The sequence below is a fragment of the Micrococcaceae bacterium Sec5.1 genome (assembly GCA_039636795.1).
GTDB lineage: Bacteria > Actinomycetota > Actinomycetes > Actinomycetales > Micrococcaceae > Arthrobacter.
On the sequence record CP143430.1, the window covers coordinates 2,079,554 to 2,097,618 of the forward strand.

The following is an 18,065-nucleotide window of genomic DNA, read 5'->3' on the forward strand; positions in this document are numbered from 1 at the left end:
GCTCGTAGGGCCCAGTCCACAGCGTCGTGGCACCCCGGAAACCGGATCGCAGCATACCGATGTTCACTGGTCAAGCCGGGGCCAGTGGTCTGCGTAACTGTTCGTTGCGCTTGATTGGCTGGCCTACAATTCCAATAACTAGCGCTTTGTTGTGCCCATCACAAGGGCATGCAAGGTGGGGCCAACGTTGTCCCTTCCATACGCACGATCACGAGGAAGGACGTCTCCCATGACCCATCTTCATAACCCCGGTTGGTCCGAAAATATCGAACCGCAGGGTGCCATGTCTCCATTCAAGCGCTTTGCTGCGCTTCCGGAGGCCCGGGGTCTTTACAACCCGGACAAGGAGAAGGACGCCTGCGGCCTGGCAATTATTGCCACGCTCCGCGGGGAACCGGGATACGACATCGTGGAAGCGGCTCTGACTGCCCTCCGCAATCTCGAACACCGCGGCGCCGTGGGCGCCGATGAAGGTACTGGCGACGGTGCGGGCCTGCTGATGCAGGTTCCGGACGAGTTCTTCAGGGCCGTCACCGAATTCGAACTGCCCGCTCCGGGCCAGTACGTGGTGGGCACCGCCTTCCTTCCTGCTGAATCGCGCGAAGCAGCTACGGCCAAGGCCGGCATCGAAGCCCTTGCAACAGATGAGGGCCTCACTGTCCTTGGCTGGCGTGAAGTTCCGGTTGTCGCAGACCTGGTGGGTGCCATGGCACGGGCATGTATGCCGTACTTCTCGCAGCCTTTCTTTGCTTCCGCTACCGGCGAGCAGCTTGAGCGCAATGAACTTGACTCACGCGCCTGGCGAATCCGCAAGCGCGCTCAGAACAAGTACGGCGTCTACTTCCCGTCGCTGTCCTCGCGCACCATTGTGTACAAGGGCATGCTGACGACGGCCCAGTTGGAGCCGTTCTACCCGGACCTTTCGGACCAGCGCTTCAAGACGAAGCTGGCCATTGTCCACTCACGCTTTTCCACGAACACGTTCCCGTCGTGGCCTTTGGCGCAGCCGTTCCGCACCATCGCCCACAACGGCGAAATCAATACGGTCAAGGGCAACCGCAACTGGATGCGTGCACGCCAGTCACAGTTGGCCAGCCCGCTGCTGGGCGACACCCCGGAAGAGCTGTACCCGATCTGCACCCCGGGTGCCTCGGACTCTGCTTCCTTCGATGAAGTAGCCGAGCTCCTGTGGCTGTCCGGCCGGCCAATCACGCACTCGATCATGATGATGATCCCGGAGGCGTGGGAGAACCACGCCACCATGGATCCGGCCCGTCGCGCCTTCTACGAATACCATTCGCTGCTCATGGAGCCGTGGGATGGTCCTGCCGCTGTCTCCTTCACTGACGGCAACCTCGTTGGCGCAACGCTGGACCGTAATGGTCTGCGCCCGGGACGTTACTGGATCACTGAAGACGGCCTGATCATTTTCGCCTCGGAAGTGGGCGTTATCGAGGTCGAACCTTCCAACGTGGTCAAGAAGGGTCGCGTCGCACCGGGCAAGATGTTCCTGGTGGACACAGAAGCCGGGCGCATCATCGACGACGCCGAGGTCAAGGCCGAGGTCGCTGCAGCCAACCCTTGGGCCGAATGGCTCAAGGACAACCTGATCGACATCAACGAGCTCCCCGAGCGCGAGCACGTACGCCACACCGCTGCATCGGTGAACATCCGCCAGCGGACCTTCGGTTACACCACTGAGGAACTGAAGATCCTGCTGGGCCCCATGGCCCGCACGGGTGCCGAGCCCCTGGGTGCCATGGGTTCCGATACCCCGGTTGCCGTGTTGTCCAAGCGCCCGCGCTTGCTGTTCGACTACTTCGTGCAGTCCTTCGCCCAGGTCACCAACCCGCCGCTGGACGCCATCCGCGAAGAGCTGGTGACGTCACTGAAGTGCGCCATCGGACCCAACGGCAACCTCCTGGATGGCAAGCAGGTCCGCCAACCGCAGATCTCCCTGCCCTTCCCCGTGATCAACAACGATCAACTCGCCAAGATCTCGAACATCGAAAACGCCGACGGCGACCGCATCGCCATGAAGGTACGTGGCCTTTACCGTCCGGAGGGTGGGGAAGCGGCACTGCGTGCCCGCCTGACAGAGATCTGCGAGCAGGTTTCCGGCGCGATCAACCGTGGCGTGCAGTATGTTGTGCTGTCCGACCGTGACTCAAACGCGCAGTGGGCACCCATTCCCTCGCTCCTGCTGGTCAGCGCTGTCCACCACCACTTGCTCCGCAGTGCAAACCGCACCAAGACGGCACTCGTGGTTGAGGCCGGCGACGTCCGCGAGACGCACCATGTCGCCGTACTCATTGGCTATGGCGCATCGGCAGTGAACCCCTACCTCGCCATGGAATCGGTTGAACAGCTGATCTCCAACGGCGACGTTGAGGGCGTGACTCCGGAAGACGGCGTTTACAACCTCATCAAGGGCCTCGGCAAGGGTGTCCTGAAGATCATGTCCAAGATGGGCATCTCCACAGTTGCCTCCTACACCGGCGCCCAGACCTTTGAGGCACTGGGCCTGTCGCAGGAACTCGTTGACGAATTCTTCTCGGGTACGCACTCCCAACTGGGTGGCGTGGGCCTGGACGTTATTGCCGCCGAAGTTTCCGCACGGCACCAGATGGCGTACCCCGAGGGCGGAATCGAGCACCCGCACCAGCCGTTGCTCGGCGGCGGCGAGTACCAGTGGCGCCGTGACGGTGAACCACACCTCTTCAACCCGGAGACTGTGTTCCGCTTGCAGCACGCCACGCGTGAGCGTCGCTACGACATCTTCAAGGCCTACACCAAGGGCGTTGACGATCAGTCCGAGAACCTGATGACACTGCGTGGGTTGCTCAAGTTCAAGAGTGACGTCCGCCCGGCCGTGCCGCTTGAGGAAGTGGAGTCGGTCTCCAGCATCGTCAAGCGTTTCTCCACCGGCGCCATGAGCTACGGCTCGATCTCCAAGGAAGCCCACGAGACACTCGCTATCGCCATGAACCGTTTGGGCGCCAAGTCCAACACCGGTGAAGGTGGCGAGGACGTTGACCGCCTGCTGGATCCGGAGCGCCGTTCTGCCATCAAGCAGATTGCTTCCGGCCGCTTCGGTGTCACCAGCCTCTACCTGACCAACGCTGACGACATCCAAATCAAGATGGCCCAGGGTGCCAAGCCCGGCGAGGGTGGCCAGTTGATGGCCCAGAAGGTCTACCCGTGGGTAGCCCGGACGCGCCACTCTACGCCCGGCGTCGGACTCATTTCCCCGCCCCCGCACCACGACATCTACTCGATCGAAGACCTCGCGCAGCTCATCTACGATGCCAAGCGCGCCAACCCTTCGGCCCGTGTACACGTGAAGCTGGTTTCGGAAGTCGGGATCGGCACTGTGGCCTCCGGCGTGACCAAGGCGAAGGCCGACGTCGTGCTTGTTTCAGGTCACGACGGCGGTACCGGCGCCTCGCCGCTGAACTCGCTGAAGCATGCAGGTGTGCCGTGGGAACTTGGCCTGGCCGAGACCCAGCAAACGCTCATGCTCAACGGTCTCCGCGACCGCGTGGTGGTTCAGGTGGACGGCCAGCTCAAGACAGGCCGTGACGTGGTCATTGCCGCCCTGCTGGGTGGTGAAGAGTTCGGTTTCGCAACGGCTCCGCTGGTTGTCTCAGGTTGCATCATGATGCGGGTTTGCCACTTGGACACCTGTCCCGTTGGTGTTGCTACCCAGAACCCTGAACTGCGTTCGAGGTTCAACGGCAAGCCTGAGTTCGTGGTCAACTTCTTCGAGTTCCTCGCAGAAGAAGTCCGCGAAATCCTCGCAGAGCTCGGTTTCCGCAGCCTCGAAGAGGCGATCGGCCACGCCGAGGTGCTGGACACCCGCGAAGCGATCGACCACTGGAAGGCCGAAGGCCTGGACCTGGATCCGATCCTGCACGGTCTTGAGTTTGACGACGACGTGCCGCTGCGCAACATGACCACGCAGAACCACGAGCTGGACAAGCACTTCGACCAGCGGCTCATCACCATGGCCGCCGAAGCGCTCAGCGACCGGATGCCCGTCAAGATCACCCTGGACGTCATCAACACGGACCGTTCCGTGGGCACGATGCTCGGCCACGTGGTGACTAAGACGTTCGGTACCGATGTGCTGGCGACGGACACGATCGACATCACGCTCAACGGCACGGCCGGCCAGTCGCTTGGCGCCTTCCTGCCTGCGGGCATCACCCTGCGTATGTACGGTGACTCCAACGACTACGTTGGCAAGGGCCTCTCCGGTGGACGCATCATCGTCCGCCCGGACCGCACCAACGTGTTCCAGGCCGAGCGCAACGTCATTGCCGGCAACGTCATCGGTTACGGCGCAACGAGCGGTGAGATGTTCCTGCGTGGCCAGGTTGGTGAACGCTTCCTGGTGCGTAACTCGGGTGCGACCGCCGTCGTCGAAGGTATTGGCGATCACGGATGCGAGTACATGACCGGTGGCCAGACGCTGATCATTGGCCGTACCGGACGCAACTTCGGTGCCGGCATGTCCGGTGGTACTGCTTACGTGCTTGACCTGCAGCATGAGCGGGTCAACAAGGATGCACTGGACTCCGGTGAACTTCAGCTCCTTGAGCTGGACGCCGAGGACCGCGACATCGTCCACGGCCTGCTCACCAAGCACGCCGAGGAAACCGAATCCGTCCTGGCCGGCCGTCTGCTCGAGAACTTCGACGACACCGCCGCCCGCATCACCAAAGTACTGCCACGCGACTACGCCGCAGTCCTGCAAACCCGCCTCGACGCCATCGAAGAGGGCCTTGACCCCGACGGCGAAGAAGTATGGTCTCGAATCCTGGAGGTAACCGGTGGCTGATCCACGCGGATTTCTGAAAGTCCGGCAGCGCGAGACGCAGCCACGCCGTCCCGTTCCGGTCCGCATCATGGACTGGAAAGAAGTTTACGAAGCCCAGGAAAAGGGTGTCCTGAAGAGCCAGGCCGGCCGCTGCATGGACTGTGGCGTTCCGTTCTGCCATCAGGGATGCCCGCTGGGCAACCTGATTCCCGAGTGGAACGACCTCGTGTGGCGGGACAAGGGTGAGGAAGCGATTGAACGCCTCCACGCCACGAACAACTTCCCGGAGTTCACCGGCCGTCTGTGCCCGGCACCCTGCGAAGCGTCCTGCGTGCTGGGTATCAACCAGCCTGCCGTGACCATCAAGCAGGTTGAGGTTTCCATCATTGATGAAGCCTTCGACAACGACTGGGTCCATCCCCTTCCGCCGACGCGCCTCACAGGCAAGACGGTTGCCGTGGTGGGGTCCGGTCCTGCAGGCCTCGCAGTTGCACAGCAGCTGACCCGCGTCGGTCACACGGTTGCCGTGTACGAACGTGACGACAAGATCGGCGGCCTGCTCCGCTACGGCATCCCCGACTTCAAAATGGAGAAGGAACAGGTTGACCGCCGCCTGGAGCAGATGAAGGCCGAAGGCACCCGCTTCCGCACCGGCGTCGCAGTCGGTACGGACGTGACTTGGGAACAGCTGCGCCGCCGTTACGACGCCGTCGTGATTGCTACCGGGGCTACAGTTCCCCGCGATCTGCCCATTCCGGGTCGTGACCTTGAGGGTGTCCACTTCGCCATGGACTACCTGGTTCCCTCCAACCGCGTAGTGGCGGGGGAGAGCCCGGAAAATCACATCGACGCCCGTGGCAAGCATGTGGTCATCCTTGGTGGCGGCGATACCGGCGCGGACTGCATCGGTACAGCACACCGTCACCAGGCGGCTTCCGTTACGACGCTCGCGATCGGCAAGCAGCCGCCTCTTGAGCGTGCAGGGCACCAGCCGTGGCCGACGTTCCCCACACTCTTTGAGGTCGCCAGCGCCCACGAAGAAGGCGGCGAGCGTACGTACCTGGCATCCACGGTGGAGTTTGTTGGCGAGAACGGAAAGCTCACCGGGGTCAAGGTTGCCGAAACGGAGTTCGTGGATGGCAAGCGCCTGCCGAAGGCCGGAACCGAACGGATCATTCCGGCTGACCTCGTCTTCCTGAGCCTCGGCTTCACCGGTGCTGAACCGTCCGGGATCACCGAGCAGGTCAGTGCAGAATTCGACGGTCGGGGCAACGTAGCCCGCGACGGCTACTACATGACGAACACCGAGGGCGTGTTTGTTGCCGGTGACGCCGGACGTGGCCAGTCCCTGATTGTGTGGGCCATTGCCGAAGGCCGTGCATGCGCGGCGGCAGTGGACAAGTTCCTCATGGGAAGCACAATCCTTCCGGCACCGGTCGCCCCCACCGACCGGGCAATCGCGGTCTTATAGCGCCGGCAGGAATGATCTTTAACTCAATCAGCAGCACACTACTTAGGGTAGGTATATGAGACGCGCGAAAATTGTGGCAACTTTCGGCCCGGCAATCTCCAGCTACGACAACACTCTCGCAGTGCTGGAAGCCGGCGTTGACGTTGCCCGCATGAACATGAGCCACGGCGACTACTCCGTGCACGACATCACCTACGAGAATGTCCGCAAGGCTGCGGCGCAACTGCACAAGCCCGTGGCGATCATGGCTGACCTCCAGGGTCCCAAGATCCGCCTTGGCCGCTTTGTTGACGGCCCGCACGAGCTTGCTGTTGGCGACATCTTCACTATCACCACCGAAGACGTCCCCGGTACCAAGGACATCTGCTCCACCACGCTTAAGAGCCTCACCGAAGACGTCAACGTGGGCGATGCCCTGTTGATCGACGACGGCAAGGTTGCCCTTCGCGCCATCGAAGTTGACGACGTCAAGGTTGTCGCCACCGTTACCGTCGGTGGCAAGGTGTCCAACAACAAGGGCATCAACCTGCCCGGTGTTGCCGTGAACGTCCCCGCACTGAGCGAAAAGGACGAGGACGACCTCCGTTGGGCCCTCAAGCGTGGCGTGGACTTGGTTGCCTTGTCCTTCGTCCGCGACGCCTCTGACATCAAGCGCGTCCACGAAATCATGGACGAAGAGGGCCGCCGCGTTCCGGTGATCGCCAAGATCGAAAAGCCCCAGGCTGTGGACCAGCTCCACGAAATCATCGATGCGTTCGACGCCATCATGGTTGCCCGTGGCGACCTCGGTGTTGAGCTTCCGCTCGAAGAGGTGCCGATCGTCCAGAAGCGCGCCATTGAACTTGCACGCCGCTGGGCCAAGCCGGTCATCGTGGCAACTCAGGTCCTGGAATCCATGATCGACAACCCGCGTCCGACGCGTGCCGAGGCTTCCGACTGCGCAAACGCAGTTCTCGACGGCGCCGACGCAGTCATGCTGTCCGGCGAAACTTCGGTGGGTCAGTACCCCATCGAAACCGTCAAGGTCATGGCCCGGATCATCGAGTCCACCGAAGAACACGGCCTCGAGCGCGTCCCCCCGCTGGGTACCAAGCCCAAGACCCGTGGTGGCGCCATCACCCGTGCCGCCGTCGAAATCGCCGACCAGCTGGACGCAAAGTACATCTGTACTTTCACCCAGTCCGGTGACTCGGCACGCCGTTTGTCGCGTCTGCGTCCGGTCAAGCCGGTCTTCGCGTTCACGCCTGTTGAGCACGTGTGGAACCAGCTCGCCCTCACCTGGGGCATCCAGCCGGTGCTGGTTCCCTCCGTGGGCCACACCGACGAAATGACCGCACAGGTGGACCGTAGCCTCCTGGACATGAAGATCGTCGATGAAGGCGACCTCGTTGTCATCGCTGCCGGTTCCCCTCCCGGACAGGCCGGTTCCACGAACTCGCTGAAGGTCCACAAGGTGGGCGACCTCGCCGACACGTCCAAGGTTGATGCTTCGCGCAAGGAACCTGTGGGTCCGTGGCCGGAAAAGAAGAGCAAGACCAGGGCATAAGTTCCTGGGTTTGGTTTGAACAAAGTGGGTTCCGCCGTTTGGCGGGACCCATTTTGTTTTTGTGTTGTCTTTTGGTGTGGCTTCGTGCCGTGAGAGGGCACGACGGCGGCCGGTCACCTTTCGCTGAGGTGACCGGCCGCCGTCGTTAATTGCTTGGTGCTAGTTGACCTGGTTGATGATCGTTTCAGCAACCTCACGCATGCTGAGGCGACGGTCCATGGAGGTCTTCTGGATCCAACGGAAGGCCTCCGGCTCGGTGAGGCCCATCTTGGTGGTCAGGAGGCTCTTGGCGCGCTCTACGAGCTTGCGGGTAGCGAACTGCTCCTGGAGATCGGAAACCTCGTTTTCGAGGGCCTTGATCTCCTCGTGGCGGGACAGGGCGATCTCGATGGCCGGGATGAGGTCAGCGGGCGTAAACGGCTTCACAACGTAAGCCATGGCGCCGGCGTCGCGGGCACGCTCCACAAGTTCCTTCTGACTGAAAGCAGTCAACAGGACTACGGGGGCGATGCGGGCCTTGACGATCTTCTCAGCAGCCGAGATGCCATCCATGACAGGCATCTTCACATCCATGAGGACGAGGTCCGGCTTCAGTTCTTCGGCCAGCTGCACGGCCTTCTCGCCGTTGTCTGCCTCGCCGACGACGTCGTACCCTTCGCCCTTCAGGATCTCAATAATGTCCAAGCGGATGAGGGTCTCATCCTCGGCAACGACGACGCGTCGGGCCAGTTGGGCTGCGGGTGTGGACTCCGTCTGTTCGGTCACGGGATCTCCTTGAAAAGGTTCGGCGGGTTCTAGTCCATCTTAGTGTGGACCGCTGCGGCACATGATTTTGTTGCACTCGCGCGCCCAGTTCTGAAAAACAGCCTATCTGCATGTAGAGTAGTTTCGCGTGCTGGGAAAGGATCGCGTTGCTCACAGGAATGAGAGCAGTCAGCGAGAATTAACTTCCCGGTAATCCGCGCCCGAGTGGCGGAATTGGCAGACGCGCCGCACTCAAAATGCGGTATCGAAAGGTGTGTGGGTTCGAGTCCCACCTCGGGCACCGTATTGTCGCAGGTCAGGGGCCTATATGGCCCCTGACTGTGTACAAAACCCCTAAAAGTGTGTACAGCGGCGTAGCGTTTTATCTATGGCCAGCATCTCAACACGACCCAAAAAGGACGGTTCCCAGTCCTTCATGGTCCGCTGGCGTGACCCCAAGACTGGCAAAGCCCAGGGCCTCACCGTGGCCACTGAATCCGAAGCAGAAACGCTCAAGCGACTGCTCGACGCCAATGGGCAGAACTTCGAAATCGCCCAGCACGCGATCCTCACTAACCAGAAGCGTGTGCCGACCGTCGGTGAGGTTATTCAGGAACACATCGACCTGCTGATCCGGCCGTCGAGCGGAACGGTGAAGACGTATCAGACCATGCTCGATCTACATGTGAAGAAGGTCATCGGCCACGTTCCTGTCGACAAGCTTGATTACCGTTTGATTGCCTACTGGGTGAAGTCAATGATGGCCAAGGGGCGGTCGCCCAAGACGATCAAGAATGTGCACGGCTTGATCTCTGCGTCGATGAACACGGCGGAGATGCTGGGGTACATCACGCGCAATCCGTGCCGGGGCGTGCAGTTGCCAAGCGTTGAGAAGGCCGAGGACGAAATGATGTTCCTCACCCATGCCGAGTTCGGGTTGATCATGGACGGCATGGGGGAGCGGTACAAGGACTTCACCAACTTCTTGGTCATGACGGGAACCCGCTTTGGTGAGGCCACGGCACTGACTGTTGCGGACATCGATTTGTTGGCCAAGCCGGCCACCGCTCGGATCAACAAGGCCTGGAAGCGCGATGGGCAGAACCAGTTCTACATCGGGCCAACGAAGACGGGTGCTGGCAAGCGGACCATCGGGCTGAATCCTGCCCTAGTGGAGCTGCTGATTCCCTTGGTGGCGGGACGGCTTGGCGGCGATCTGCTGTTTACGACGCCCAAGGGGGAACGGATTGTTCACAAGCTGTTCTGGCATCACTATTGGGTTCCGGCTGTGAAGGCCGCCCAGGCTCGTGGGCTGCGGAAGAATCCACGCATTCACGATCTACGGCACACACATGCCTCGTGGCTAATTCAGGACGGTGTACCTATCTTCACGATTTCTCGTCGACTTGGGCATGCATCGACTCGGACCACAGAGGGCGTTTATGGGCACCTGATGCCGGAAGCGCTGCAGGCTGGGGCGGATGCGACAGAGCGTTCGGTGTCGGCGTTTATGCGCTAGGGCTTTCAAGTTAGTGTTCTCAGGAGACGAGGCGATTGCGGGCCCTCGTGCCTATGAGTCGGGTACTGGTTGGGCCGCCACCTGGGGCCGACGCCGGGTGCGAGCCGGGGAGGATTTCACTTAGCCTGGCTATTTCGGCAATGTGCTCCGACGTGAAGACGATCTTGCCCTTGCCCCAACACGCGTGCGGGAACCGACCCGCAGCTGCGCCGTCGCGCAGCCATCCTTCGCTGCACCGCATGAGGGCTGCGGCTTCCGCAGGTTCGAAGAATTCCAAATCCATGTTTGTCCGCTCCCTACAGGGTTCCAACTTGGCATTTCATGCGAGATTTCGCCCAGGAGGACATGACCTTGCTGGCATTTCATTACGTGGAAGGGCAAACCGGTCTGCCACCATACAAGCGGGCCCATGCGCTGCAACCGCCCGTTCTCCTGCGGCGCCCATTCGGCCGGCATCATGCTTTCCACAGCAGAGGCTGGGTTGGATTCGCCTGGCGTCTCCCGTGGGGTGGACGAGCCTTTCAATGCTTTAACTCGCAGAGCAGGGTTCAAAGCAACCGGCTCAAGCGGGTCGCAAAAGCCAAGCCAGTTTTGCGCAGACGTTCTCTTCGTTTCGGCGCAAATGCGCGAAGAGGGGGTCTTCTGCGCCACGAATGGTGATGATTCCGGCCAAACTTGCTTCCTATCTTGCTTGTCTGATTACGGACACAACATGACGCCTTGGCGGTAGTCAGCCACGGCCAGCGGTATGACCTAGCTGCCGTCGACTATCCAGGCAACCAGCGTGACTTTGCTCATGAAAGAAAGCCCCAGATGATGCGAAAGGGCCGAAGCCAGCTCGGGATGGTGCACTTGCCTATGTCGGATTCAATGCCAAAGCTGTTGGCCTGATATCACCGGATGACCAGGGACATTTGGCTACCTCTCATTAAGCAGGATCAATGTCCTTGCTCTCCGCCAAGCCAAGGTCACGCTGAGCGGCGGCGAGGAGCGCGTCCCTTTTCTCATGAAAAGACTTACTGAGTTCGTAGAGAACCGGATCCTTCGGCCTAGGGGGATGCGGCTGTGAAAGAATGCGCCGTGCTTTATTAATCTCCATACCTAGAGATTTTTGGGCTGCCCGGACCTCTGTGGAGGCGAGCAGTAACAGGCGGTGGTTCTTGACGACTCCTGATGCCGCTAGAACCTCCTTGACCGTGCTGCCGTGTTCATTGTTGTACCGGCTGTAGCGGTGTATGAAAGTCTGAACATCTTCAAGGAACTCGGTGTAGGCCTCTTCCTTCTTGGTCCTAACCCAACTTTCGTGAGCATCCTTCCGATCTCTCGTCCATTTGGATTCGGCATCGCTTCTATCTGCCTTAAGACGGAGATAACCCACAATTCCGTTGATGACGGCGGCCCCCACAGCTCCACCAAGGAGCGGGAATAAGAAGTCCATAGTTCTAACCTAGATCCTTCTGGTTCTCAGTTTCGTCCAGTCGAGTATAGAAATTAGGCGTCATCTCTTCTGGCTCTACCAGCATAGGGAACGCCTGAAAGGCCTTCTTGTTTTCGCGGTGCTTCTTACTGTTTGTGTTGGGGTCACCAAGGTCAATCTTCATTGCTGTCAGAAGCATGGTTCTCACCTGCCGACACTCTATGGACCAGTCTTCCAGCGATTTCTTAAGGTCTGAGCCGTCCATTTCGTGATCGATTGCGTTCAGTCTATGAATCTCGATCATGGTGACCTGCCACGCTTGTTTTGCCACGATCCCAGAGTCCATGATTAGGAAGTGCTCGCCGAGCCGATACATGGTGCGTTTGAAGTCCCACAACTCCTTCGTCGTTGGGTAGAGCTTGTTGCGGATGGCCCTATAGGCAACGACATCTAAATTTCTACCCGCTTCGAGGGTCTCAGTCACGAGTTCGAGTACCTTCTCTCGCTTCCAAATGAAGCGATCTTCTATGCGCTGTTTGCTGCTGTTCCTGGCCGTAACAAAGGCCGTAATCCCTGACCCAAGAACACCCGCCAGCAGCGTGCAGACTCCAACACCTATGAGCCTGATTGTCTCCATATCCATACGCCAAACGTACACAATCCATCTTGGCCGTAGGATTACGCATGTGAATGTTCGGGGGCATATGAAGTGCTGTTGCGAACTCGCAAAGACAGAAGGAGTTGAAGTTGGCAGATGTTGCAGATCCCGAACCGTTCCGGGCGCGATTCGACATCTTGACAGCCGTTATTGAGTCTCTTCAACGGTTGAAAGGGCACGCCAGTAAATTGGTGCCAGTCATCAAGGACGACGACCAGATTGATCTCGTTTCCGTGGATCTTGTGATCGATGCATGGCTGACCGTCTTGGAGGACGATTACATACTCGTTGGATTCGAGGAGGATGCGGAGACTCCCGCCGGCGATGCCACCATTCACTGGGTGACAACTGATGTGCTTCAGCGTGCTCAATCCGCCATCGCGCAACTGGACAAGATCTTAACTACGCTGAAGGGGTTGCCCACCGCGACTGCTCCGCTCGGTGAACTAGCCAAAGAGCTCGATGGTGTGCTGGCGACGGCTAGAAGTTTTGGCATGGAGGGTCAGCGTGGAGAGATTCACAGAAGGCGGCTTGCTGACGCTGCAAACATCCTCAGACAGTACGAATCCCAGACGCACCTTCGCAGGATCGCGGCTCAAGCGAATCAGGCCCTAAATCGAACGGAGGCCTCGGCGTCCAAAGCCTCCGAAGCCGCAGGAGTAACCAGCGAGAGCGTCATGGCTGCTCACTACAAAGCTTTGGCTGACGCGGAATCCACTACTGCCGGAATATTCAGAATGTGGACGATAATAAGTACCATTTTTGCCGGTGCGACCGCGGGGGCCTTCCTATTGGGCCCAAGCTTTGGCTGGGCGGCAGTCGCAATTGCGCCGAACGATTGGGTTCATTTAATACAGCGCGCAATCATCACAGCCGCGGTTTTTGCTTTCGCCGCCTATCTCGCAAGGCAAGCCCACCAGCATCGATCAATGGCGAACTGGGCAGGCTCTCTCGCTGTGCAATTGAAGACCTTTGAGGCGTTCTTGGCTCCTATCGCTTCCGAAGAAGTTCGGGATCAACTGAGGATGTCTTTTGCTACGAGAGCCTTCGGAGACCACCCAGCCATAAAGGGCGAACCATCTGGCGGAGGAGCCTCCGCTTTGACCGAGAAAGCCATAGACCTCCTCGCTAAGAACTCGGGAAAGTAGCTGAAGGGGTAATAGACAAGAGCCAGCTGGTGCCATGGCTGGCTCGCTCTCAACCGTCTCCACACCCATTGCGCCCGCTCTCTGGACATGTCCAGAGAGCGGGCGTTCAATTGAGTTGAGGGTTCGCACGGCGCTGCGCAGCAATTTGCCTTAGGCACCACGAACCGGGGGAAACGCATCACTGGGGATGCCGATGAAAATAAACCCATATAGCCCTGGACAATCGCCTGCGGACCGCGCAGCGACTGCCTTCGATGCTTTGGCGCTTCCGACTCACCTGAACTTGGAACGCCTGGTGAAAATTGTCGAGGCTGTCCGGCATCGTCCAATTCAGATTGAAGCTGCCGGAGTGCTTAATGGCGGTTCTGTCTGTGGATTGTGGCTTTCCACGGACGACGTCGAAATCATCTTGCACGCCGTCAGTCCGTCTGGACTGCACCGGCAACAGTTTGTCCTTCACGAGCTCGGGCACATGGTCTTGAGGCATGACGAACTTGTCGTTCCGGCCGACTACATAGGAGTTCTCTTCCCGAACCTTCCGGTGGGTCTTGTCTCTCGTGTCCTAGCCCGAAGCAGTTTCACCGATGAGCTGGAGGCCGCAGCGGAGTCGCTGGCGGATCTCTTCGCATCAGCGATCAGGAATAGTGCAAGGGAGCCAAGGTCCTTCGAGAGGGTTTTCGAATGATTCAGGTTGTGGCTGCTGTCTTAATTTGGCTACTCGTTGTTTGCCTCCTGCCTGGCCTGCGGAGACGGCGTGATTACAGCGTGCTAACGGCGGCCATCACGATTTCAGTAGCCCTGACATTAAACATCGATCAGGTCTACGGCGTCATCGATTCGGTTCTGGGCGGCCGTAACTACGTTGACCTGTTGGCCAATGTCTCTATGGTCGTTGGGATCTACTTTCTCTCGAGGGCAATCATCCGGGCGGCGACGCCGGAAGAGGCGGTCGAGAAGGGAGACAGGGTTGGCATTATTCTCCTGGCCGCAGTGATCGTGGGCCTTGCAGCCAGCTTCAGTGCCATCGTCACCCAGGGCAGTTCCACTCGTTTCATGGTGGATTACGGTGACCAGTGGTCTGCCGCCCTCTACTCATCCATCCAGTTTGGATACATCGGCTATGTGGTTAGCGTTACCGGCGTTACGTGTTTCCGGTTTCGTGGGGACATGTTGAGACCCTACTTCCGCACGGCATTTACCTGCATCGGGGTTGGCTGTAGCTTCGCCGTTCTCCTCGTATCGCTAGTGCTGGTCATGGATATTTTGCATTTGCTGGGGCGCCTGGATGCTATGCGTGCGGTTTCGCCAATCTATGATGCGGCAGTCGTTGCGGCGATGGCCTTCCTGTGCGTGGGCTTGGCGATCCCGCCCTTAGCGCGTCGAGTTCTCCGCCACAGGGATTCCGTGACTGAGGAGGAGCTGGTCAGCGGTCTCACAAAGATCTGGGAAAAGACGACAAAGCAGCGGCAAGACGTACGGCTGGTGCGAGACACCGAAATGATCAGCCAAGTGGACCGGGCTCAAAGACTCCATAGAATGCTTGTTGAAGTACAGGACGCACTGTTAGTCGAGCCCGGTCTAGGCAGCTCCTTGGACATTCATGACCTCAATGTCCTGAACGCTGCCGAGAACTATCTTGCCGGACCCTTCGTGCGCCAAGTTCCAGTTCGTAGACGGAAGCGGGAACAGGCGATATGACGGATGATGCCAGTTCCTCTGAAAGCCCTCAGACCAGATTGGCGCGCAAGCTTAACCTCCTTCTTGACCTCTATGAGGCGGAGGGATCGGAGGCGTTGACCTACCCCGAAATCAATCTGCATATGAGTCAGCGTGGAACTCCGCTTTCCCGCTCCCGCTGGGCCTACATGCGCAGCGGGGACAGCTCGCTGGCAAATGATCCTATGCTGCTCCGGAATCTTGCCGAGTTCTTCGGCGTGGACCGTGACTACCTCCTCGATGATGCCGGGGAAATACCCAAACTCGTAGACGCTCAACTGGAACTTCTCCGTACCCTGCGTGAGTCCCGTGTAAGGAACTTTGCCGCTCGTCAGTTGGAAGGGATCTCTCCCGATACCCTGATGAGACTCCGCCAAATAATCGACGAACGGAAGAGAGCCGAAGGGGTGAACGATGCCGGGAGCAACCAGCCATAGGGTTGTGAAGATTGGACTTCTTGCTGCATCCGCGGCTCTGCTTGCTGGCGTCGCTGGTGCAACGTACTTTGCTCGTCAGGTTGTAGTCCCGAAATACAGCCGCCGTGAGGGGTTGAAGCTTCGTACCGTGCACACTCGGGGCGACGGATCTCTCGAAATTGAACTTCCGGCTACTGAACAAACCCGAGCGCATGGACGCTACAGCTTTTGGTTCGATCAGGGAACGGGTCACGCGTGCTTAGGACCTGTCGTTCAGTCTAATCACGACCGGAGCACAGTAATCCGGGAGGTTGAACGAGTGGACTCTGGTGACCTCAAACAAGCTAGGGCCGGTATCTGGAGCGGGTATGTCTACTCGAAACCTGGGCAGGTTGGTCTACCGTACCAAGACGTTGAGATTCCAGTCGATAACGGTGTCGCCCCAGCGTGGAGATTCGACCCGTCCGCTGGTGTCGCAACTCCCGGAGCATGGGCTATCCATATCCACGGCATGGGCGGTAAACGGGCAGGCACTCTTCGCGGCATACCAGTCGCAGGACGTTTGGGAATGACGTCGCTGGTAGTCTCGTTCCGCAACGACGGGGACGCCCCGCCGTCGTACGATGGCCGCTACAACCTCGGCCAAGGCGAGTGGCGCGACGTCGAGGCCGGGATCAACTACGCCATTTCCAATGGCGCTGAACGCATTGTCCTTTTTGGATGGTCACTCGGCGCTGCAATCGCCCTTCAAGCAGCGGCCCTGTCGCCGAATTCCTCGCGAGTAGCCGGGATGGTTCTCGACGCGCCAGTCTTCGACTGGCGAACGACCCTGGCAGCGAACGCCAAAGCGGCCGGACTACCTCGGCCGCTTGTGCACTTTGGCTTTACTATTCTTCGATCAAAGGCCCTCCGCTGGGTGACCGGCCTTGCTGAACCGATATGTCTCGATTCCCTGGATTGGCTGGCGCGCGCATCTGAATTGAACAAACCGATCCTCGTGCTCCATGGGGCGAAGGACGACACAACACCTTTCGAAGCATCAAGGAAAGCTGCCAGCCTGAGGCCAGACCTCATCAAGTTGGTGGAGTTTGAAGCCCAGGGCCACTCTTTGGAGTGGAATGTCGACGCCGAAAAGTGGGAGCAATCAGTCGAGGACTGGTTCCACAGTCTCCCGTTGGCCGGCACTAGTCCTGAGCAAGCGGCGGCGCAGTTGTAGGAGGCATTTGCACGAAGTACTGGGCCGCTAGGTCGATGAGCTGGCCCTCGACGATTGAGGCGTGGGCGGAGTAACGCTGGTCAGCCAAAGCCTGAACGTAACCAGCCGACTCAAGGATGAAGAGATGATGCCGAACAGTTGCTTGAGAAGTCTGAAGCCCTGAAGCCAGGACGCAGGGGGACGATGGCCCGCTTCTGATAAGGAAGCGAAGGATCTGGCTCCGTGTTCGGTTCATCAAGATGTATGTCGACATTCAAACCACGGCTCAGGATTGTGGAAGATACTTGCTGTAGACGGGTCTACAGCAACAGGATACGCCTCAGGTGAGCCGCGGAACAGATTGAATGTGCAGTGGATTGTCTAGCCACGGCGCTCGCGGAATACTGATGGCAACGCAGCATCATTTCTCATCGAACGAGGCAGTCGAAAGGGTGGAGCATGCCGGCAAAAGACCTTAGCCGCGACGGCGCGTTGTCACCGCAGGCCGCCCTCGCCCGCCGGCTAAACCTGCTACTCGATGTCGTTGTAGCCGAGAGGGGTTCACCCGTCACTTTCCGGGAGATTGAGGCCGGGCTCCGCTCTCGAGGAATCAAGATCTCCAGAGCCAGATGGTTCTATATGAAGGACGGTACGGGACGCTTGGTTAGTGATCCGCAGCTGCTCGCCGCTATCTGCGAGATGTTCGACGTCGATCCCTCCTATTTGATGAACGGAGTCGAAGGCGACATCCCGGATCGCATCGATTCGCAGTTGGAGTTCGTGAAGTCCCTTAGGGCAGCTCGGGTGAAATCCTTCGCAGTTAGGACGCTCGGTGACGTCTCGCCGGAAACGCTGCGCGCCATCTCCGAGTATCTAAACAAGGACATCGGTTTGCATCCGAATGGTGAGCGTGCCGCAGCTACTCCTCCAAGACATAGCGAAGATGAGCGTCCAGTAACTCCTTGATGCGGGCAGGATTCGCTGAGTAGCGAGGAGAGCGGCCGTGGCGCCGTCCGGCTTCCACGTCGACCTCAATGGCGCCGACCTGTTCAAGTGCGATGAGGTGTTTGGCGACGCTGGGCTCGCCGGCGCTGACTGCTGCGACGATGTCCCCTCTGGACGCAGGACCATTTGCCGTCAGGAATCTCAGAATCTCATTCCGGGAACGGTTCCCGAACGTCGCCACTGCGTCTTCAACGTCGGGCGACCAGGCGTCGTCGTGAGGCTGCGTGATCCGTGGCATGCCTCCATTCTTGCTGAACAACATGGAAAAAGTAAGAACTGGGGTCTTGACGATATTTTAATTATCTTTGACAATATTTGTTAGAAGCTTGTGTTGTGGTCAGATCGCTACTAGCCACGTTGATTCGCCACATCTGGTGGCGCTGGAGATATTCGAATCCGTTAGTCGAA

General features: G+C 59.2%; 16 protein-coding genes and 1 tRNA gene. 12 read left to right on the forward strand and 5 right to left on the reverse strand.

The window, feature by feature from the left end:
* The first annotated feature begins 229 nt into the window (after positions 1–229).
* From gltB to pyk, 3 genes are read left to right on the forward strand one after another with little or no spacing between them, the layout of a single operon-like run.
* Complete coding sequence (gene gltB, locus VUN82_09665) at positions 230–4,843, forward strand: glutamate synthase large subunit (GenBank protein XAS74069.1); 4,614 nt, start codon at positions 230–232, stop codon at positions 4,841–4,843.
* Positions 4,836–6,293, forward strand: coding sequence for a glutamate synthase subunit beta (locus VUN82_09670; protein ID XAS74070.1), 1,458 nt, complete (start codon positions 4,836–4,838; stop codon positions 6,291–6,293). The genes gltB and VUN82_09670 overlap by 8 nt, the downstream gene beginning before the upstream one ends.
* A gap of 55 nt (positions 6,294–6,348) precedes the next feature.
* Entirely contained in the window at positions 6,349–7,839 is a 1,491-nt protein-coding gene (gene pyk, locus VUN82_09675) for a pyruvate kinase (GenBank protein XAS74071.1), read from the forward strand.
* Between the two features lie 159 nt (positions 7,840–7,998).
* Here pyk and VUN82_09680 read toward each other — a convergent pair whose 3' ends face one another.
* Positions 7,999–8,604, reverse strand: a complete 606-nt coding sequence (locus VUN82_09680; protein ID XAS74072.1) for a response regulator — start codon at positions 8,602–8,604, stop codon at positions 7,999–8,001.
* A gap of 198 nt (positions 8,605–8,802) precedes the next feature.
* Between VUN82_09680 and VUN82_09685 the strand changes: the two genes are divergently transcribed.
* Both VUN82_09685 and VUN82_09690 read left to right on the forward strand, forming a co-directional pair.
* A tRNA-Leu gene (locus VUN82_09685) sits at positions 8,803–8,884 on the forward strand.
* 183 nt (positions 8,885–9,067) lie between these two features.
* Entirely contained in the window at positions 9,068–10,102 is a 1,035-nt protein-coding gene (locus VUN82_09690; protein XAS74073.1) for a site-specific integrase, read from the forward strand.
* Positions 10,103–10,121: 19 nt separating this feature from the next.
* On the opposite strand, the gene VUN82_09695 is transcribed toward VUN82_09690, so the two are convergent.
* The 3 genes from VUN82_09695 to VUN82_09705 form a co-directional block, all read right to left on the reverse strand.
* The gene (locus VUN82_09695; GenBank protein XAS74074.1) at positions 10,122–10,385 is read right to left on the reverse strand and encodes a hypothetical protein; all 264 of its coding nucleotides are present in this window, start codon (positions 10,383–10,385) and stop codon (positions 10,122–10,124) included.
* 645 nt (positions 10,386–11,030) lie between these two features.
* Complete coding sequence (locus VUN82_09700) at positions 11,031–11,540, reverse strand: hypothetical protein (protein ID XAS74075.1); 510 nt, start codon at positions 11,538–11,540, stop codon at positions 11,031–11,033.
* Positions 11,541–11,544: 4 nt separating this feature from the next.
* Positions 11,545–12,162: a hypothetical protein gene (locus VUN82_09705; GenBank protein ID XAS74076.1), complete on the reverse strand. Its 618-nt coding sequence runs from the start codon at positions 12,160–12,162 to the stop codon at positions 11,545–11,547.
* A gap of 104 nt (positions 12,163–12,266) precedes the next feature.
* On the opposite strand from VUN82_09705, the gene VUN82_09710 reads away from it, so the two are divergent.
* The 7 genes from VUN82_09710 to VUN82_09740 all read left to right on the forward strand — a co-directional run bounded on the left by VUN82_09710 (position 12,267) and on the right by VUN82_09740 (position 17,618).
* Positions 12,267–13,325 (forward strand): hypothetical protein, encoded by a 1,059-nt coding sequence (locus tag VUN82_09710; protein ID XAS74077.1) that lies wholly within the window; start codon positions 12,267–12,269, stop codon positions 13,323–13,325.
* Between the two features lie 193 nt (positions 13,326–13,518).
* A complete protein-coding gene (locus VUN82_09715; protein ID XAS74078.1) occupies positions 13,519–14,010 on the forward strand; it encodes a hypothetical protein in 492 nt (163 codons plus the stop codon).
* Positions 14,007–15,023 carry a hypothetical protein gene (locus VUN82_09720; protein ID XAS74079.1) on the forward strand — a complete coding sequence of 339 codons (1,017 nt, stop codon included), beginning with the start codon at positions 14,007–14,009 and terminating at the stop codon, positions 15,021–15,023. The genes VUN82_09715 and VUN82_09720 overlap by 4 nt, the downstream gene beginning before the upstream one ends.
* Positions 15,020–15,478 carry a hypothetical protein gene (locus VUN82_09725; protein XAS74080.1) on the forward strand — a complete coding sequence of 153 codons (459 nt, stop codon included), beginning with the start codon at positions 15,020–15,022 and terminating at the stop codon, positions 15,476–15,478. Before VUN82_09720 ends, VUN82_09725 begins: the two co-directional genes overlap by 4 nt.
* A gap of 347 nt (positions 15,479–15,825) precedes the next feature.
* On the forward strand, positions 15,826–16,029 hold the full coding sequence (locus VUN82_09730) for a hypothetical protein (protein ID XAS74800.1): 204 nt from the start codon (positions 15,826–15,828) through the stop codon (positions 16,027–16,029).
* Positions 15,969–16,673: an alpha/beta fold hydrolase gene (locus VUN82_09735; GenBank protein XAS74081.1), complete on the forward strand. Its 705-nt coding sequence runs from the start codon at positions 15,969–15,971 to the stop codon at positions 16,671–16,673. Before VUN82_09730 ends, VUN82_09735 begins: the two co-directional genes overlap by 61 nt.
* Positions 16,674–17,111: 438 nt before the next feature.
* Positions 17,112–17,618, forward strand: a complete 507-nt coding sequence (locus VUN82_09740; protein ID XAS74082.1) for a hypothetical protein — start codon at positions 17,112–17,114, stop codon at positions 17,616–17,618.
* Here VUN82_09740 and VUN82_09745 read toward each other — a convergent pair.
* Positions 17,572–17,895: a helix-turn-helix transcriptional regulator gene (locus VUN82_09745; protein XAS74083.1), complete on the reverse strand. Its 324-nt coding sequence runs from the start codon at positions 17,893–17,895 to the stop codon at positions 17,572–17,574. The two genes, VUN82_09740 and VUN82_09745, sit on opposite strands and share 47 nt — an antisense overlap.
* Positions 17,896–18,065 lie beyond the last annotated feature (170 nt).